The sequence below is a fragment of the Larkinella terrae genome (assembly GCF_009668025.1).
In the GTDB taxonomy this organism is placed as follows: domain Bacteria; phylum Bacteroidota; class Bacteroidia; order Cytophagales; family Spirosomataceae; genus Larkinella; species Larkinella terrae.
Window position 1 is genome coordinate 1 of sequence record NZ_WJXZ01000009.1, and the last position, 18,370, is coordinate 18,370.

An 18,370-nucleotide genomic window follows, 5' to 3' on the forward strand; every position below is an offset into this window, starting at 1 on the left:
ATTCAATGCCAAGATCAAAGCCTTCCGGGCCCAGTTCAGAGGGGTAAGAAATGTGGACTTTTTCCTTTACCGATTAACGCAGCTATATGCTTAATCCAAGATGATCCACAACTTTTGAACTTGATCCCTTTTAGGATTGTGCTGTTATCACCAAACACCTGGAGGAACAGATAAACGAAATTTTCAGATAGTACCTATTTTCCGTCGATCTATTAACTGTTGAGCTGTTTGATCGCGGCATGGCCAGGTTTGAGACTAGGACGGATGGTCTGTTTGCCACTAACTATTAAACTCGGCATAAAGCATTTCCACTAACTTTCCTGGATCACTCTCTGGGTTTTTGAATTTGTAATAGAACTCCCATGAAGTAACACAAGCCCAGAGTATTTCTGTTCTGGCACCGTCCGGCGACGGTCTACGTTTTGGTGGATCACCCGACCTCCCGAAGCGATTAAGGAACGTTTTGGCGGCTGGCCCTCAGTCGGTTTCACTCCAATTTCAACCATACCCATTTTTCCGGGGTTGCCCAGATTCGGACATTCCACAAAGGATCGACTGGCAGGCCTGTGGCCATTAAACGCCCACTAGAAGCACAAGTAAGCATTTGCGGGAACGATTTTAACTTGACTGTGCTGTTTTGCACCCGGGAATCGACCGGTTTTCATTTAGCCGGGTTTGTTTTTGGGACGTTTTGTAGACTGGATACCAATGTGGAAACGTTGAAGAAATTACCTTTCTCCAAATGTGGCCCGTATAACTTACGTTATATTAGGTGCTTTATTGAGTAAATTGGCAGAGGGTAAGATGTCTGCTACGTGGAGATAATTAAATTTCCTGAGCTGTTTGAATCGTGCCAGAACGACTCAGTAGATTAACCGCCATTAAGTAGGGGATAATGAACGGAATCGCTGGAATTGATACAAAATACGAGCCGACTGTAAGAGGCATTAAAGAGAAGTCAGGTAGGACGCCTAGTAAAAAGCCTAGTAAACTAAAAAGGATGTAGCTCCAGCAAGCTTTTGATTTTAACCAACGAGTCATTTTCAGGGAGGCTCCAAAAGCCGCAGTGGCTAAATACGTTAACCCTACTTCAATTTCGCTTATCCAGGCAAATTGGGCTCGTAAAGGGAAGTACCAGTCAGGTCTTTTAGCCGAACCGGAGGCTACAAAAATCCGGAATGATTCGGTTAAAAATCCGCCCCAGTATGTCATATTAAGTAGGAATAAGGGCATTGCTAAAAAAATGGCTACTAACCCGAGCAACGAATAAACCTCTTCACCCGCCTGTTTTAATTGGTTGCTTAAGAAGGTAAATCCAACGGTGATCAATACCCCGCTAAACACCAGAATACTGTAGCGCACTTGTTGTTCAGTAGCGGTAGCTACCCATCCTTCCGCCGTAATAGGTGGCGGGCCCATTCCGGCAAAAATAGCGATAAACAACCAGGGAGCTATTAGAAACAAAATGCCAATGAGGAGATGGCTTTTCCGCTGCTGCTGCTTTTGGATGAACTGCTTACTCAAGTACCACGTTGCCCAGCTCATTAAACCGGTGTGAATAAGCCAAATGGGAATATACAGCGTGAAACGACTATGCCCTAAGGCAAAACCAAGTATTGCCACCACAAAAGGGACAAGTATGAGGTAAACTCGACTAAGGTTTTTTGCAATCATTCCATGAGTTAGTTACCGATGAAATAGTTCGGGTTTACGCCGAAATCCATTTTCGGAATCATTAAATAGTAAGTCACCCAATTTAATAAAACCATTGTATTTACCTTAGACCGCAAAATAAGTGGAAAATGAATCGGACGATTGTTTGAAAAAAAATGATGTTTTAGAAATCCAGTTTACACATTTTTACGTAAGTATTAGCATCATCAAATTTTTGCCTTTTCTCTGTCCATACGTTTTAGCCCAGCCACGAGTTGGGCTTTTTGTATTTGGAGGTCTATTTCACAGATTGAGAAGCAGATGCATGGATTTGCCGGAAACGATCTGGATCGGAAGTGAAAAATCTTTACAATTACCTTTGATTACTTAGTTATAACCCTCTAAATTAAACCTTTACTATTTTATGAAAAAAACTATTTTCTTTACGCTCATACTCGCGATCGGAGTTAACATTACTTTATTTGCACAACGCAGCCGAATTAACCAGGGTCAAGGCGTCCAGGTAGGCCAGCAACTGCACTCCCAGAACGGTAATTACGTTTTGCGAATGCAGGAAGACCGCAACTTATGCTTTTACAGCGATGCTCAGAAAGGCCCTCAAGGAATGAAGCATATCTGGTGCGCAAATGAAAAAAATTTAACGGGTGAAATCCTGCAATTGCAAAAAGATGGCAATTTAGCCCTCTATGATAAACAGGGAGGGCATCTCTGGAGCACTGACACCTACCGGGGTACAGAAGCTCAAAAAGGTCATCACCTGGTGATCGAAAATTCGGGTATGATGGTGCTTTACAATTCTTCCGACAAACCTATTTGGAACAATAAAGAGGGCCGACTTTATTGATTTAATCCTTAGATTGGATGTCTCATCTCAATAGATGACGACTTATTAGAAGCCCGGCGCAATTGTGGCGGGCTTTATTTTTTGGACTGTTGTTTAATTACATGAAAGAACTCAAAACGTTTGAAATAATCAAAACCTATTTGTTCTTGAAAAGGTAGCACTTATCTATCAATAATTATTGGTTTCTTTTCTTCCGGGTGGTTTATTTCATCTGTCGAGCGGGGTGATGTCAGATTTGATCTGGTTGGAACAGATAGGGTCATTGTGATTTCGGGGATTATCCAATACTTGCTCTCCACTACCAAAGCAAGAAAATTACGGTTATGTGTGATTCCGGATTGGAACGACTTAATTGCAAAAATTACTATTTCAGACCATGCACTTTATTGAGTAACTTGTCTAGAAATACGCCCCAAACAAAATCCGTTATATTCCCTTGACAACTACTTGCTATGTCTGGCAATCTGTCCCGTTATGCTACCGTTAGTTTAACCCTTGTTGTTGCCGTAGGGCTGTTTCAAAGTCTGCTTCATTTCCAACTGGGTAATGGATTTTATACCTTACCATCTATTGGAGCGTGGATTTTCCTGATCCGTTTAATTTCACTGACGGCCTCGCTTTATTTGATGCTCTACTTTCGACAGCGCCACTATCAACTGGTTTTCCTGACTGGTATTCTGTCGACCGTAGCGACGTTTGGTGGGTTCATTTTCCTGTGGATACGCTTTCTTAACCCGGAAGTAGCGTCGTATTCTTCTGGCATATTCCTGCTTATTATCGCTACCAATATCGTTTATGCCGGTAGCCTGATCCTGTCCCCATCAAGCCGACATCTCTGGTTCAAAGTTGGCGGATTCCTGACGCTGGGCTTAGGCCTGATGCAAATGATCGTTACGGTGGGGTACATGGATATTCAATTGATCTCCAGCCCTTCCGCGTTGACTACCATCGGGCCCTGGATCACGTTGGTGACCAGCGTAGTGCCCATTCCCTTTATCCTCCACTTTCTACAGGAAACCTTGCCCCGGTCTGTCAATGAAAAAGGGACAAACAGCTTCTCGTTCGCCGATGCCCTGATGGGCCTGGAAATTATTCTTTTCTTATTGATCCTGGTCAGTGGTGTAAAGCTGGCCAGTGAAAGTTATAATCAGCTCCATGTTACCAGTAAAGCCCTGTTACTGGCCCTGCCATTTAAATCAGGGAGTTACATTAATTCCAGGGGTGATACACTTCTTTATCGACTTATGGAGCCCTTAGGATACGATCCGAATAAGACTTATCCGCTCGTCGTTTGTCTGCCTTATTCCTGTAGGCAGGATAATGTCGGGCAGGTGGAAGCCTGCCCGCCCGCTCAATGGCTCTCCAGGGAGCAAAACCGAACGAAGTACCCAACTTTCGTTTTTGTGCCCCGATGTCCACCTGGCACCGGCTGGGGCGGGGTATCCCAAACCGGATCGGTCGATACCCTGACCATTGAAGCCATTCTTGCATTAGATAAATACTACACGATTGACCCCCAAAGGCGGTATGTAACGGGCGTATCACGGGGTGGGTATGGCTCCTGGCATTTTATCAGTACTCGTCCTGACCTATTTGCCGCGGCTATACCTGTATGTGGAGCCGGCAATCCCGTCTACGCCCCTTTGGTAACGGGAGTTGCGGTTTGGGCCTTTCATGGCGCCAAGGACAGGAATGTGCCGGTGGAGGGATCACGAGCAATGATCACAGCCATTCGCGCTGCCGGTGGGCATCCGCGTTACACGGAGTTCTCCGGCGGGGGGCATTATATCTGGGCCGATGTTGCCAATACGCCGGGCGTGTTAGAATGGCTCTTTGCTCAGAAGAAACATCAAAAGAAATTGAATCAATAACGATAAAGCGTTTAAAACTCTGTACTTCACCGAATCACTATAAAGACGCCCGGCAAGAACAATTGGGTGTCCAAAGGCCGAGGTTGGTAGATTTCAAAAATTAAAAACTTACTTTTTTTCTTGACTCTCCCCTGACGTCATAGCCTACTTTTACCCACCAAAAGCAAATCGACTACTTATACAACATCCGTCGAACCTGCAAAACCTTAAATGTGTAAAAAGAAGCTGAAGCATGAGGTTCTATTGGCCTTTCTAAACAAGTATCTGGATGGTTCTGCAAGTATCCAGGATAATGAAGTTGTAAATTCATGGTTTGATCAATGCAGTCTGGATTTGCTTACTGCGGATCTATTTGGAAAGGAAGAAGTAGAAAATCGAATCTGGCAGGCCATCCAAAAAAAAAGGATTCACCATTCAAAAAAATAGGTCCCCGATTTCGGGATTTACCCATACATAAAGCGAGTGGTTATTTGGTTTAAAATGGATGACCCTATCCTTACCCTAGTCAAAAGATAGGGTCTATAAAAAGGCGGCCATCCAAATAAAAAACAATTGTAATCAAAATCGTGTCTATCAATAGATTCGTGGCCGGTAACACCCTGGTTAGCCCGATGCTGCGACTTGAATGTATGAAAAGACTTCAAAACTTTGTTTCCTTTCTGGCGCTATCGCTAATCCTATTGAGCTGCAATCCGCTTGATAAAAAATACGATAAGGAAAAATACGCCGAAATCATGGCTAAGAACGCTGATTCTACCAGCCAGTCGGCATTCAACCGAGCAACGGTGGAGAATGAAATCAATGATGTCCGAAATGAGGATTTTACGTACCAGGAGTTGATTGATCAGGGTCGGGCTCTCCAACGGAAAGATTTGCCGAATAAGAATGTGGCCCGCTGAAAGGTCCGGTTTTCGACCAATTTATATAAGAAAGTCCAATTGCCATCCTGTGAAAAGTGAAAACCCCGACACACGTGCCGGGGTTTTTAATTGAGTAGGACAGAAAAAAAGGAAAACAGAGAAAATTGCACTGAAAAATTAAAATTTCATTGGCAAAACCGTCAAAAACTGAGGTTATCTAATTGCTGATCAATTTCCAGTTTAAGCTTAACCAGAATTTGACTGTGCATGTGTTTTTTTTGGACCCGCTCCAGCAACTGCGATTGGGGCAGGGGTTCAATTTCCGCAACCGACTCGGCGATCAACCGATTCAGCGTATCCAATACGTGTTGTTGCAACTGGGTAAGCTGAAAAATAGTTTTTGGATTCGTCGTCGGATGTTGTTCTAGCTTTTCAATCAAATCGATCAGAATGCCATGCTGGTGCTGGATTTCATTTACCATAGTCAACCAACGGGTTTCAATAACCGCGTGGTTTGATAAATTACTATCCTGATTTCCTGACATCTGAGCAACCACACAAAGGCGTTTTGTCTGTTAAATCTGCGTAAAAATACATGAGTATTTATACATAAAAAAATATTGCTGAATTCTTTTTTAAATTATTTTTTAAGCCGTTTATTATCAGTGTGTTATCTGGTTGCTAAACGTAGATCATTTTACGCGAAATACCGCCATCGACGGTGAAGTTCTGACCAGTAATAAATGAATTGGAATCGTTGATCAGAAAGAGGATCATGCGGGCGATATCGTCGGCCTGTCCAACCCGCCCGGCCGGATGCTGCGCGTGGTCTTCCGGACGCAGGGTTTCGTTTTTGGCTTTCCCCTTTTTCTTCAATACCGAAACATCGATCCAGCCCGGACTGATGCAATTGACCCGGACATCCGGCCCCAGACTGATTGCGAGCGAATGGGTCAGGGCAAAAATACCGCCTTTCGATGCGGAGTAGGCAAAGGTGTTAGGTTCCGATTGAAAAGCGCGCGTTGAACACAAATTGACTATGCTACCCTGTTGTTCGCTCAGGTGCGGAGCGGTATATTTGGAGCAGAGGAATGTACCGGTGAGGTTCGTGCCAATGACTTTGTTCCAGTCGTCGAGCGAGAAGCGATCCAGCGGTTTTTCAATCATAATGGCCGCATTGTTGATCAGGTGATTGATTTGACCAAAACGCTCGATTGTAGCCTTGACTGCGTTTTTGACGGCCGTTTCCGACGTGATATCACAGTTAAGAACCAGCGCTTTGGAGTTCGACGACTTCATCGTTTCGCTAAACTCTTCCAGTGCCTCAGCGTCGCTTTCCCAGACCGCCACCCGATAGCCGTGGGTCAATAGGTATTGAGTTGTTACGCGCCCGATTCCCTGCGCTCCTCCAGTCACAATTACAGTTTGCATAAGCGGATAGTAAACAGTTATTGCCGCTAACTTACCGAGTGATGTTGAAAATTGCATATAATCCTATTTACCGACACCCCTTGCCGGAGGGCCACCGCTTTCCAATGGCCAAATACGAACTGATTCACGACCAGTTAGTGTATGAAGGAACCTGTCGGCCGGACAATTTTTTTTCGCCCGATCCGATCGACGACCGCTGGGTGCTGGCGGTTCACACCCCGGACTACGTTCACCAGTTAAAAACGTTGAGTGTTCCGGCGGCAATGGAACGCCGGATCGGTTTTCCGTTGTCGCCGGGTCTGGTTCAGCGCGAGTGGATTATTACGCAGGGTACGATCGATTGCTGCCGGTTTGCTCAGCAGGATGGTATTGCCTTGAACATTGCCGGAGGAACCCACCACGCTTACCCGGATCGGGGAGAGGGATTCTGCCTGCTGAACGACGTTGCGGTTGCCACCCGGTTTTTACTGGATAACCAACTGGCTAAAAAGATTCTTATTATCGATCTGGACGTTCACCAGGGCAATGGAACGGCGGTAATTTTTCAGCAGGAGCCGCAGGTCTTCACATTCAGTATGCACGGGAAGGACAATTATCCGCTTCACAAGGAACGGTCGGATCTGGACATTGAATTACCGACCGGAATGACCGACGAATTGTACCTCGATTTGCTGCTGGAAACCCTGCCTCGCTTGCTAAAAGAACAAAAGCCCGATTTTCTGTTTTATATTTCCGGAGTCGACATTCTGGCGTCTGATCGATTGGGCAAATTGAAGATTTCGCGGGAGGGGTGCCGACGACGGGATGAATTCGTTTTTGAACAGGCCATTCGCCATCACTTGCCAATTGTGGTTTCGATGGGGGGTGGGTATTCGCCCCGGATTGCCGACATTGTAGAAGCGCATTGCAATACGTTCCGATTGGCGGAAAAACTTTACTTTTGAGCGAAAAAAAAGCTGTTCCGGGAATATTACCCATCTGGGTTTTGGCTGGAAACAGACAATGAGATGTAAAACAGTTCCACTATGAAGATTCAGGTTTTAACATTTTTAGTCGGATTGGGCGTATCGGCATCAGTGATGGCCCAGCAAACTGCACCGGTGAAAGAAGATACCGCACGTCGACTGCGTCGGACCGAAACCCGGACCACAACGCCGAAACTGTATCCAGATCGGGACACGATTGTCGCTCTGCTTAAAAACCGGATGGCGGTTTTAAATCCCGGCACGGGTTCTGCGGGGAATCTGTCGGCCTGGTTTACGCCGGAGGCAAAGATTACGGATACCGACGGCAGCGCAAAATCACCGGCTGAGTACCAGTCGTCCAGTGGAAAAATTAAATACCGGAACTACCGGATTCGGCGGCTGGAAATCAACGAGAACACGGCGGAGTCGGTGGAAGTGTATGCGGTTTTACCTACCGACGCAACCGGAACACCGAAACCCCAAACCGCAACTTCCAAGCTGCGGAAAGGGGCAGATGGACGCTGGCAAATTACCGAAATGCGCATTACGTCGAAGTAACATTCTATCCACCCATTCAAGGGATTATCATGAGTCGTTACCGTTTTAGCACTGATTTGGGAGAAACCTTTACAGATTTTGTTTTGGTGGACGACACCGGTCGATTATCGGTCAAGAAAATACCGATTACAATTCACGATTCAACCCAAAGAATTGTTCAGGAAATCGGCGTTTTCCTAGCAGAAAACAAAATTGAACCGGCGGTGGTAGAAGCCCTGGTGGTGGGAATGAGCGTTCAGATGCCCCAGGAAATGGCCATTGACTGCGCCCGTGATTTTGAAAAAAAGTTGATGGAAGACGGCTGGGTTACACCGGTTCGGTGGGTGACGGGGCATGGGCGATTGCTTCTGACGGAAGAAGCCGCCGAAAATCCCGAATCCATCATGTCGCCCCGCATTGGCGGGCTGATGACTGGGCGGTATTTCGGCGAACAGATCGGGCAAAAAAATCTGATGGAATTGCGGATAGGCGGCTCAACGTCTTTTGTCTCTTTACAGACCGAAACGTCATCCAGGTCGATGGATTCGCTGGATCAATCGCTTGAAAATCAGGTTCGGAGCTTTTCGCTGGGCGGTAATAGTTACATTGGAATCAACGAAAATAATGAGCCGGTTTTACGACCTGAACATGCCATTCCGGGCCCCGGTCCGGCCTGTTTCGACCGGGGTGGCCAATATCCTACGCTGACCGATGCCGATCTCGTCATGGGTTATCTGAATAAAGATTATTTTCTGTATGGCTCGATTCCGCTCAAAACCGATCTGGCGAAAAAAGCGATTCAGGAATACGTCGCAAATCCGCTGAAAATTTCGGTGGTGGAAGCCGCCATGCGGGTTTCCAACGGTGTGGAGGCAACCATTGTCGGCCAGATTCGGGAGTTGACAAGCACGCATGGCGCTCAATTGGAGTCGTATAGCCTGTTGGCGTTCGGAGGAGCCGGACCCGTTCATGCCTGCGAAATTGCCCGTCAACTCGGGATTAAACAAGTGGTGGTGCCGGTGGGAGCGGGTGTCTCCTCCGCATTGGGGTATCTGCTCGTATTGGCCGCCAACGATCCGCAGTGGGAAATACCGCCCGCCATGCAACGGGCTGGTTACTACAATCCGACTAATCGGACCGGCGATTTTTACGCTTTGAAAGGCTACCGATCCGTCTACTACGAAAAAGACCTGACGCCCTGCGGCTGCCCAATCTACGACCGGGCCGGAATTCGGTCAGAAGATACATTGTCCGGTCCGGCGATTATCGAAGGCCCGGAGTCAACAGTGGTGATGCCCGAAAAGAGTCACGCCCGCATGGACGCCAACCGGAATCTGCGGATATATTTGAGGTAAACTGGAGAGGTTAGATGTTAGACAAGAGATATGAGACAATGAGTTGACGAGTGGTTTTATCCCACTTCTCTTGTCTATTCTCTCATGTCTCTTCACGAATTATAGACCGAAAACGAAGCGATGCAGTCGTATTTCTTTACGCGTGCATTGGTGCGGGAGCGGGCAAAGATGTGGAGCGTTGACCAGCCGCGAATGGGCACATTGACCTGAAGCTGGTGCTGATTGCCATAGCGCGAAACCGAGACGGGAACTTCTGACCCTTTGGATTGTCCGAAGCGACTCACCGTACACAAATATTCCAGCGATTGCTCGTTTTGGAGCGTCAATGCCGCCCTTCCCTGAACCCGAAGTTGCCCATCACGCGGGAAACCGGGGCCAAATCCTAGCTGAAAATACGGATCGTACAGTTTGGGAAACCGGTCAAATTCACCTTTGTTGAGTGGCTGATCGAGAAATTGCCAGCGGGTTTCGGTTGGAAAATGCTGGGAAATAAACAGTTCCGGCGGGGTCAGGAAATAAAAATCGTTGCTTGCTTCACCCGTCGGTGCCGTGGTAACCGCCCAAGCCAGGTCCAGCAAATACCATTCATCCTCAATGTTGACGGCGTTCCATTCGTGGTCGACCAGTTTGATGGGATTGCCCGCTTCCTTGTCTTCGGTTCGCGCATACCCCCGAATGTTGACCGATTCAATACCCGCGCGTTTCAGCAAGTACTTGAACAATAAGGCGTAACCCGTGCACAGACCTTTTCGTTGCCGCAAAACCCGGTTGGCATATTCAAGTTCGGAATAATACCGCTGCGAACTCCGGTTCGAGACGGCTTCCTGATCGTAGCGAATGTGGGAGACCATCCAGGCATAAATTACCCGGACCTTGTCCATATCCGTTCGGGCTGGACCCGTCAAGTAGTCCGATAAGGTGGCAATGTTCCGGCTGTAAGAATCCGGAGCATTGCGGGCGTAGGAATCGATGCGGCCGTAATTATCACTTGGTGATACGACAACCGCCGGTTTTAATCCAACGCAGAAAACCAGTACAAGTACGATGGGCAGGAATCGACGACACATAATCTTTCAACACTTCGTCGATAAAACTGAAATGAACAATCGTTTATTGTCTGCTGAAAAATTATTCCTCTGGTTCGCCTGATAAAATGGAATTTGAGGATGCGATGTATAAAAAAAAAGACCTGCAATTATGCAGGTCTAAGTGGCTTAAACTGATGTTTTATGGGTTTTATCGGGCCAGCCGGAATGCCGGAAACTGGCGTTGCAATACATAATAACTGCCAAACAAAATTGTGCAGAAGGTCAAATCGCCCAAAACCGCATTCAGAAAGAAGGATTGTCCGTTATAAAATGCCAGACCCGCTACGTAACTGGCCAAGAGACCTTGTAGCGTCTGCGGATAGAACGAACTGCCGTACCAAACCGCAAAGTTCGTAATCAGGTAGAACAAGGTCGAAGATAATAACGACGCTGCCACAACCCGGCTGACGGTTATTTTCCGCAACAGAATCAACCCCAGGAACCAGATCAGGATGAATGAACTGTAAACCGCTCCCATACTGCTGTGAAATCCGATAAAAAAATCACTGATCAACATGGCACCAAGCGGGATCACCAGGCCCAGCCATTTCCGATCGAAGGTGGCCGCGCCGAACAGGGCCAGCCCCGCGATGGGCGTGAAATTGTAGGGATGAGGCAATAACCTGCTCAGGGCAGTCAATAAAACGAGGATGGCTAATGACGCCGTACGAATGTGAATGCGCTTCATGGCGTGAAGTTACAGCTAAAATTAAAAACTGTCAAAATCTGTACTAATTTGGATGCACAATCGCCAATCTTTTTGCACCTGTATTTTCCGGTTTCACCGTCCGGATCCAAACACTGTTAAACTTCATGGAAAAGATTTTTGGAGTAAACTGGGAGTCGGTATTCATACCCACCACTTCTGTGCTGGAAATGATCATTCGGGGGACCCTGACCTATTGGTTTATATTTGTATACCTGCGGATTTTCCGGCGCGGCACCGGTCAGCTGAATCTCAGTGATTTACTGTTAATTACAATGATTTCGGATGCCGCCCAGAATGCCATGGCGGGGCCGTATGAGTCCGTTACCGAAGGACTTTTCCTGGTTGGGACGCTGGTTTTCTGGGATTATTTAATCGACTGGCTTGGGTATCGTTCCGTTTTTCTGAAGAGAATTGTCGAACCGGACCCGGTTTTACTTGTCAAAAACGGACAGCTGATGCGGCAGAACATGAAAAAGGAAATGATTTCCGAAGATGAATTGATCAGCATTCTTCGCGAAAACGGCGTGGAAGATTACCACAATGTGAAAATGTGTTATCTGGAAGGTAGCGGCAACGTCAGCGTAATCGAAAAAAAGTAGGCTGATTCGATCGTGGAAGAACGCTGGTGAATTTCCACGATCGAAGGTTTATCCGCAATTAATTGAGCTGGTAGAAGATAAGGATGTCTTTCACTTTATCGCGTACTCTTTTCAATCGCATTTTCACGGCGCTGTCTTTTACCTGAAGCATGATGGCCATTTCACGGATGTTCATGTTATCCTCGTACTTCATCCGCAGGTACATCGATTCGCAGGGTGCTATTTTTTCCAGGATGATATCGACCAGTTGGTAACGTTCTTCCAGACCCGCGTATTCGTTAGTTTCGGCCAGGGTCTTGACGATTTCGCTATCCAGTTCCACGTAATCACTCCGACGGCGGCCAATTTTCATCCGATCCATGCAGTAGTTGGTCGAAACCGTATAAAGCCAGGTCGAAAAGGTTGACTTTTCCTTGAAATTGTGTAAGCCCGATAAAACCCGCACAAAAATGTCCTGCATAAAATCCTCTGCATCGACGGGGTCTTTGGTAATCGTCAAACATCGGCGGTATACCTTGTTTGAATAGCGTTTGTAGAGTTGACCGAAATAGTCGCTTTTTTGAGTAGCAAGGTAATATCGTACCAGCTCCTCGTCGGTGTGACGATTAGTGTTCATAAGTTGATAGCTACAGAGAATGTGAACTATTTATTGAACACAAAGAGGAGGCTGACCCTTTGAGTAATAATAATCGAGCAGATGCTCAACGTTTCAAAACTATTGATTGTCTATACAAATGTCAAGTGGTAACTGTATTTTTATTTGATAATTACCATGTCTGTTTATTGGGTCCCAAGCCGTCCAATGCTGGATTAAAGGATGGATATGTGCCCTAAGAAAGGGAATTGATTGCATTATTCGCTACTCCTTCAAAAACTGTTTTTTATACAATAATCTTCAATAATTTATATCTTTTTTAAGTGACAGAATAGATTGGTAACACAGTAAAAAAATAACAAACCCTGTTTACCTTTGCCGAAACAATAGAAAGAGGCTATATTTCCTCTCAAATACAGCACAAAGTTAAAATGGTACAGAACGACGAACTGATACGAATCATTGATTTGCTCAATACAACGTATGAAGGGGAGGAAGCCTGGCACGGGCCTTCTTTAGTGGAAGTGTTGAGCGGAGTTTCTCCCGAAATGGCGGGTCATCGGCTTACGCCGAACACCCATTCCATTGCGGAGCTGGTATTCCACATGACAAGCTGGCGGATTTTCTGCGTTAAAAAAATGCAGGGCGATAAAGATTTCGACATTAAAACGCCGGAGAAAAATTTCGGATCATTTCAGGTGATCGACGATTTTGAATGGGAAGCGCTGCAAATGGAACTCAGCCTGAGTCAGGAGGAACTGGTCAACGAACTCGATAAACGGGACGACGACGAATTTCTGGAAGACATCGTGCCCGGACGTGACTATACGTATTACGATATGCTGCACGGGGTTATCAACCACGACACCTACCATTCAGGCCAGATTTCGCTCATCAAGAAAGGACTGAAATTTAAAGGGCTCGACGAAGATCATGCGCATGACGAGTATGGGCCGAAATACGGCGACGATTTCGACGATTATTAATTCGTCTTTCTAATTCTTTCAGCTTTCCAGACATTTTACCCCATTAAACCGCTCATTCCATTGAACTATTGGCTTGTTAAGTCTGAACCGGAGTCCTATTCGTGGGACGATTTCGTTGAACAGGGGAAAGCGGTATGGGATGGAGTACGGAATTATGCCGCGCGGAACAACCTGGCCGCTATGCGGCTGGGCGATCAGGTTCTGTTTTACCACAGTGTGGAGGGCAAACAGGTGGTCGGAATTGCCAAAGTCAGCCATGAGTCGTATCCCGACCCAACGATTCCGGAAGATCCGCGCTGGGTGGCGGTGGAACTGGAACCCGTTGCACCTTTGCCAAAACCGGTAACGTTGCAACAAATCAAATCCGAACCGTTGTTGCAGAACATTCCGTTAATCCGGCTTTCCCGCCTGTCAGTGGTTCCGGTCAGCCCCAACGAGTTCGAGTGTATTTTAGCGTTAGGTCATGCCCAATAACCGCCTGGATTTATTAACCCCCGACAACTGGCCCGCTTATGAATTAATCGACACCGGTGGTTTCGAGAAACTCGAACGCTTCGGTGCGTTTGTTCTCAGTCGGCCGGAGCCGCAGGCCATCTGGCCCAAGTCACTGCCGGAATCCGAATGGCAGCGACTTCCCAATGCGGTTTTTAAGCGCGACAAAGGGTCTCAGGAGAAAGGGGAATGGTTGCTTCGCGCCCAGATGGACGAAAAATGGTTCATTCCCTACCAGCAAAAGGGGCTGAATCTGAACTTCAAACTGTCACTTTCGTCGTTTAAACACGTCGGTATTTTTCCAGAACAGGCCGCAAACTGGCCCTATATTCACCAAAATGTTTCGGCGCTGCCGGTTGAAAAACCGCGTATTCTGAACTTGTTTGCGTACACCGGAGCCGCATCGCTGGCCGCCCGGCAGGCCGGGGCGGAAGTAACTCATGTCGATGCCGTGCGCCAGGTCATTAGCTGGTCGAGGGAAAACATGGACGCCAGCGGACTGGATAATATTCGCTGGGTGGTGGAAGATGCGCTCAAGTTCGTGAAACGCGAAGTCCGGCGGGGCAATACCTACCACGGTTTGATTCTGGACCCACCTGCCTACGGTCGCGGGCCGGAAGGTGAAAAATGGCTGCTGGAAGAAAACCTTTCCGAATTGCTCCGGCTTTGTTCGGAATTACTGGATAAAGAAAACTACTTTCTGATCATTAATCTGTACTCTCTGGGATTTTCCGCTCTGATCCTCGAAAATCTGATGCGCGCCCACTTCGGCGAACGCCCGAATGCCGAATTCGGCGAATTATACCTGACCGACAGTTTTGCCAAACGATTGCCTTTGGGGGTATTTTATCGATTTGCTTCTCGCTAAAGAAGTATATTTGCATTCGTGACCAAGCGGGTTCAATCAAAATTCGTTAAGCAGGAAACGGCAACTGTCGACGGTTTTCGAAAAAGAATGGGTAAGTTTTTTAGCTTTTATTGTCTGATAATGGGGTGTTTGCTGGCGGCCTGTTCCGAAGACGACCGTCGTCAAACCCGGATTCCCGTGGTTCCGGAAAATTCGGCGGAAACCCGGAATCAGGCGGCTTTGGAAGCATTAACCCGGGCCATCAACCAAAACCGCCCGGCCTCGGCTTATGCCAAACGGGCTGCCATTTACATGGACCTCGGAAAGCCGGACGAAGCCATCTCCGATATCAACGAAGCCCTTGAACGAGAGAACAATGAGGGGCGTTATCACTTCATCAAAGCGAAAATTCTGCGAGAACGCCAGCAATTTGAGGAAGGGCTGGAAAGCGCGCTTCGGGCCGAAGGCTTGGGAGTAAACACGCCGGAATTGTACATCGTTTTGGGCGATTTAATGCAGCATGAAAAGCAATTGGATCGCGCCCGGTTTTACCTGGTGAAGGCGCTGCAAATGGCTCCTTACGAAGGGGAAGCCTTTTACCTGAATGGGCTGGTGGCGGCCAAATCGGGGGATACAACCCGGGCACTTTCCTACTACAAAAGGGCGCTAGTCTTAAAACCGCGTTTTCTGGAACCTTACGTGCAGTTGTCCATTATTCATTCGGTGCGGGGCGATTATGCCTCGGCCATTGCCTACAACAAGCGCGGAGCGGGTTATTTCCCGAACGACCCCGGTTTGTTGTACGCCCTCGGGCATATTTATCAGCAGACCTCCGTATCCGATAGTGCTTACTTTTTCTACCAGAAAGCACTGCAATTCCAGCCAAGCATGGTACAGGCCCAGTTTCAATCCGGGCTGGTCATGATGAAATTGCGAAATATGCCGCAGGCTTTGTATCATTTCGACCAGGTGCTAAAGCTGGCGCCGGGCCATCCCCGCGTGCATTACTACATGGCGATGTGTTACGAACAATTTAAGGAGTGGGAACAAGCGGGCCGGATGTATGCGTTAGCCATGCAGGAGAATGCGGCCGACCTGCAGGCTTATTACGGGTACTGGCGGGTTCAAAAGCGGAAAACTTACGGCGAAGGAACGGAACTTCCTTACGAAGAACATCCCTTTCAGCCAACCCGGCCTGGCCAGGTTCTGGACACGACGCGGGTGCGCGTCATGATGATTCAGCCCCGATCCCGGTTCGGTCGGGATTCGACGAAAAATTGAAGGGTGATTACGTAAAATGATAAATGTAGAATGATAAATACTAAATGTAAAAGTGAAAGCAATCCCAAAACTTTTACATTCAGCATTTATCGCTCTACATTTATCATTCAGGAATTGGAGTACCAATGATTAAACCTTATAGACAATGAGTGACCAAATTCGTATTACGCTGCCCGACGGCAGTGTCCGGGAGTATCCCAATGGCGTAACCAGTCTGGAAATTGCGGCAAGCATCAGCGAAGGGCTGGCTCGCAATGTATTGGCGGCAAAAGTCAATGGCACGGTTCAGGATGCCACGCGCCCCATCACAACGGATTCGGCGGTTACTCTATTGACGTGGAACGATCCGGAAGGAAAAGCGACTTTTTGGCATTCATCCGCCCACTTACTGGCCGAAGCGCTGGAAGAATTGTATCCGGGCATTCAATTCGGGATCGGTCCGCCGATTGAGAAAGGGTTTTACTACGATGTCGACCTGAACGGCCAGCATTTTTCGCAGGAAGATTTCAAGAAAGTGGAAGATAAAATGCTGGAACTGGCGCGGAAAAAGCAGGATTACATTCGTCAGCCCATCAGCAAAGCCGAAGCGATTGCCTACTTTGAGAAGAAAGGCGATCCGTATAAACTTGATCTGCTGGAACGACTCGACGACGGAACGATAACGTTTTACACCCAGGGCAACTTTACCGACCTGTGCCGGGGGCCGCATATCCCGAATACCGGTTTTATCAAAGCCGCCAAAATCATGAACGTGGCCGGAGCTTACTGGCGGGGCGACGAGAAAAACAAGATGCTGACCCGCGTCTATGCCGTGACGTTCCCGAAACAGAAGGAACTGGATGATTTTCTATTCCTGCTGGAGGAAGCAAAAAAACGCGATCACCGGAAGCTGGGGAAAGAACTCGAACTGTTTGCCTTTTCGGAGAAAGTAGGTGCCGGTTTGCCGCTGTGGTTGCCGAAAGGAACCATGTTGCGCGAGCGGCTGGAGAATTTTCTGCGGAAAGCGCAGGTACGGGCGGGCTATCAGCAGGTGGTGACGCCCCACATCGGTTCGAAGCAGTTGTATGTGACGTCGGGTCACTGGGAAAAATACGGCGAAGACTCGTTCAAACCTATTCTGACGCCGGAAGCGGGCGAGGAGTTTCTGCTGAAACCGATGAACTGTCCGCACCACTGCGAGATTTATAAAACCAAGCCGCGTTCGTACCGGGATCTGCCGTTGCGGCTGGCGGAGTTTGGTACGGTTTATCGCTACGAGCAAAGCGGTGAGTTGCACGGGTTGACCCGCGTTCGTGGTTTTACGCAGGACGATGCGCACATTTTCTGCCGCCCGGATCAGGTCAAGGAAGAGTTCATCAAAGTAATCGATTTAGTCCTTTACGTATTCAAATCGCTTGGTTTTGAGGATTATAGCGCTCAGATTTCCCTGCGCGATCCCGAAAACAAGCAGAAATACATCGGTTCGGACGAGTTGTGGGAAAAAGCCGAATCCGCCATTATCGAAGCGGCCGCCGAGCGCGGTCTGAAGACTGTCACGGAACTGGGTGAAGCGGCTTTTTACGGCCCGAAACTCGATTTCATGGTGCGCGACGCGCTGGGTCGGAAATGGCAGTTGGGCACCATTCAGGTGGATTACAATTTGCCCAACCGGTTTGAACTGGAATATACCGGTTCCGACAACCAGAAATACCGGCCGGTCATGATCCACCGCGCGCCGTTTGGTTCGATGGAGCGGTTTATTGCGATTCTGATCGAAAACTCGGGTGGCCATTTTCCGCTCTGGCTTTCGCCGGATCAGATTGCGGTTTTACCGATTTCGGAGAAATACGAAGAGTATGCCAACGAACTTTTCCTGACGTTACAGGAAAATGACATTCGGGGTTATGTCGATCTGCGCGACGAGAAAATTGGCCGCAAGATCCGCGACTCCGAAATCAATAAAGTGCCTTACATGCTGATTCTGGGCGAAAAAGAGCAGACCGAAGGCCGGGTATCGGTGCGTAAAAAAGGCGTTGGAGACGTTGGATCTATGACCGTTGCCGAGTTCATTGAGTTTTTCCAGAACGAAATTAAACCGGCTACTCAGGCCGTTTAACGTAAAATGAACAATGAATAATGAACAATGAACAAGCTGCTTCAGCCTTTTCATTGTTCATTATTCATTGTTCATTTACAAAAATATTGCGCCGGATACGTAAAATGCTTATTTTACCGGAAACTTTATAAATTTTGTTAC

The 18,370-nt window shown here is 47.6% G+C and carries 18 protein-coding genes; 12 read left to right on the forward strand and 6 right to left on the reverse strand.

Annotated elements, in window-relative coordinates; all coding sequences use genetic code 11:
* Positions 1 to 825: 825 nt before the first annotated feature.
* A complete protein-coding gene (locus GJJ30_RS14525; protein ID WP_154175898.1) occupies positions 826 to 1,674 on the reverse strand; it encodes a hypothetical protein in 849 nt (282 codons plus the stop codon).
* Positions 1,675 to 2,077: 403 nt separating this feature from the next.
* Between GJJ30_RS14525 and GJJ30_RS14530 the strand changes: the two genes are divergently transcribed.
* The 3 genes from GJJ30_RS14530 (at position 2,078) to GJJ30_RS14540 (ending at position 5,288) form a co-directional block, all read left to right on the forward strand.
* The gene (locus tag GJJ30_RS14530) at positions 2,078 to 2,518 is read left to right on the forward strand and encodes a hypothetical protein (RefSeq protein WP_154175899.1); all 441 of its coding nucleotides are present in this window, start codon (positions 2,078 to 2,080) and stop codon (positions 2,516 to 2,518) included.
* A 452-nt stretch (positions 2,519 to 2,970) separates the two neighbouring features.
* A complete protein-coding gene (locus GJJ30_RS14535) occupies positions 2,971 to 4,389 on the forward strand; it encodes a carboxylesterase family protein (RefSeq protein WP_154175900.1) in 1,419 nt (472 codons plus the stop codon).
* Between the two features lie 629 nt (positions 4,390 to 5,018).
* Positions 5,019 to 5,288 carry a hypothetical protein gene (locus tag GJJ30_RS14540; protein ID WP_154175901.1) on the forward strand — a complete coding sequence of 90 codons (270 nt, stop codon included), beginning with the start codon at positions 5,019 to 5,021 and terminating at the stop codon, positions 5,286 to 5,288.
* A 161-nt stretch (positions 5,289 to 5,449) separates the two neighbouring features.
* Here the strand turns inward: GJJ30_RS14540 and GJJ30_RS14545 are convergent, their stop codons facing one another.
* Both GJJ30_RS14545 and GJJ30_RS14550 read right to left on the reverse strand, forming a co-directional pair.
* Positions 5,450 to 5,806 carry a hypothetical protein gene (locus GJJ30_RS14545; protein WP_154175902.1) on the reverse strand — a complete coding sequence of 119 codons (357 nt, stop codon included), beginning with the start codon at positions 5,804 to 5,806 and terminating at the stop codon, positions 5,450 to 5,452.
* Between the two features lie 124 nt (positions 5,807 to 5,930).
* Entirely contained in the window at positions 5,931 to 6,680 is a 750-nt protein-coding gene (locus GJJ30_RS14550; RefSeq protein ID WP_154175903.1) for an SDR family oxidoreductase, read from the reverse strand.
* A 41-nt stretch (positions 6,681 to 6,721) separates the two neighbouring features.
* Here GJJ30_RS14550 and GJJ30_RS14555 point away from each other — a divergent pair, with 41 nt between their 5' ends.
* From GJJ30_RS14555 to GJJ30_RS14565, 3 genes are all read left to right on the forward strand, one after another.
* On the forward strand, positions 6,722 to 7,624 hold the full coding sequence (locus tag GJJ30_RS14555; protein ID WP_154175904.1) for a histone deacetylase family protein: 903 nt from the start codon (positions 6,722 to 6,724) through the stop codon (positions 7,622 to 7,624).
* 81 nt (positions 7,625 to 7,705) lie between these two features.
* Complete coding sequence (locus tag GJJ30_RS14560) at positions 7,706 to 8,203, forward strand: Cif family virulence factor (RefSeq protein ID WP_154175905.1); 498 nt, start codon at positions 7,706 to 7,708, stop codon at positions 8,201 to 8,203.
* 29 nt (positions 8,204 to 8,232) lie between these two features.
* Positions 8,233 to 9,537, forward strand: a complete 1,305-nt coding sequence (locus tag GJJ30_RS14565; protein WP_154175906.1) for a hydantoinase/oxoprolinase family protein — start codon at positions 8,233 to 8,235, stop codon at positions 9,535 to 9,537.
* Between the two features lie 92 nt (positions 9,538 to 9,629).
* Here the strand turns inward: GJJ30_RS14565 and GJJ30_RS14570 are convergent, their stop codons facing one another.
* Positions 9,630 to 10,604, reverse strand: a complete 975-nt coding sequence (locus tag GJJ30_RS14570; RefSeq protein WP_154175907.1) for a transglutaminase domain-containing protein — start codon at positions 10,602 to 10,604, stop codon at positions 9,630 to 9,632.
* Positions 10,605 to 10,773: 169 nt separating this feature from the next.
* The gene (locus tag GJJ30_RS14575) at positions 10,774 to 11,313 is read right to left on the reverse strand and encodes a DUF6580 family putative transport protein (RefSeq protein ID WP_154175908.1); all 540 of its coding nucleotides are present in this window, start codon (positions 11,311 to 11,313) and stop codon (positions 10,774 to 10,776) included.
* 125 nt (positions 11,314 to 11,438) lie between these two features.
* Here GJJ30_RS14575 and GJJ30_RS14580 point away from each other — a divergent pair, with 125 nt between their 5' ends.
* Positions 11,439 to 11,933 (forward strand): DUF421 domain-containing protein, encoded by a 495-nt coding sequence (locus GJJ30_RS14580; RefSeq protein ID WP_154175909.1) that lies wholly within the window; start codon positions 11,439 to 11,441, stop codon positions 11,931 to 11,933.
* Positions 11,934 to 11,991: 58 nt separating this feature from the next.
* On the opposite strand, the gene GJJ30_RS14585 is transcribed toward GJJ30_RS14580, so the two are convergent.
* On the reverse strand, positions 11,992 to 12,549 hold the full coding sequence (locus GJJ30_RS14585; RefSeq protein WP_154175910.1) for an RNA polymerase sigma factor: 558 nt from the start codon (positions 12,547 to 12,549) through the stop codon (positions 11,992 to 11,994).
* A 410-nt stretch (positions 12,550 to 12,959) separates the two neighbouring features.
* Here GJJ30_RS14585 and GJJ30_RS14590 point away from each other — a divergent pair, with 410 nt between their 5' ends.
* The 5 genes from GJJ30_RS14590 to thrS all read left to right on the forward strand — a co-directional run bounded on the left by GJJ30_RS14590 (position 12,960) and on the right by thrS (position 18,229).
* Positions 12,960 to 13,514, forward strand: coding sequence for a DinB family protein (locus GJJ30_RS14590; RefSeq protein WP_154175911.1), 555 nt, complete (start codon positions 12,960 to 12,962; stop codon positions 13,512 to 13,514).
* Between the two features lie 60 nt (positions 13,515 to 13,574).
* A complete protein-coding gene (locus tag GJJ30_RS14595) occupies positions 13,575 to 13,988 on the forward strand; it encodes an EVE domain-containing protein (RefSeq protein WP_154175912.1) in 414 nt (137 codons plus the stop codon).
* Positions 13,978 to 14,874, forward strand: coding sequence for a class I SAM-dependent methyltransferase (locus GJJ30_RS14600; protein ID WP_205880567.1), 897 nt, complete (start codon positions 13,978 to 13,980; stop codon positions 14,872 to 14,874). The genes GJJ30_RS14595 and GJJ30_RS14600 overlap by 11 nt, the downstream gene beginning before the upstream one ends.
* Positions 14,875 to 14,994: 120 nt before the next feature.
* Positions 14,995 to 16,134 carry a tetratricopeptide repeat protein gene (locus tag GJJ30_RS14605; protein ID WP_170299195.1) on the forward strand — a complete coding sequence of 380 codons (1,140 nt, stop codon included), beginning with the start codon at positions 14,995 to 14,997 and terminating at the stop codon, positions 16,132 to 16,134.
* Positions 16,135 to 16,279: 145 nt separating this feature from the next.
* Entirely contained in the window at positions 16,280 to 18,229 is a 1,950-nt protein-coding gene (thrS, locus tag GJJ30_RS14610; RefSeq protein ID WP_154175914.1) for a threonine--tRNA ligase, read from the forward strand.
* Positions 18,230 to 18,370: the final 141 nt, after the last annotated feature.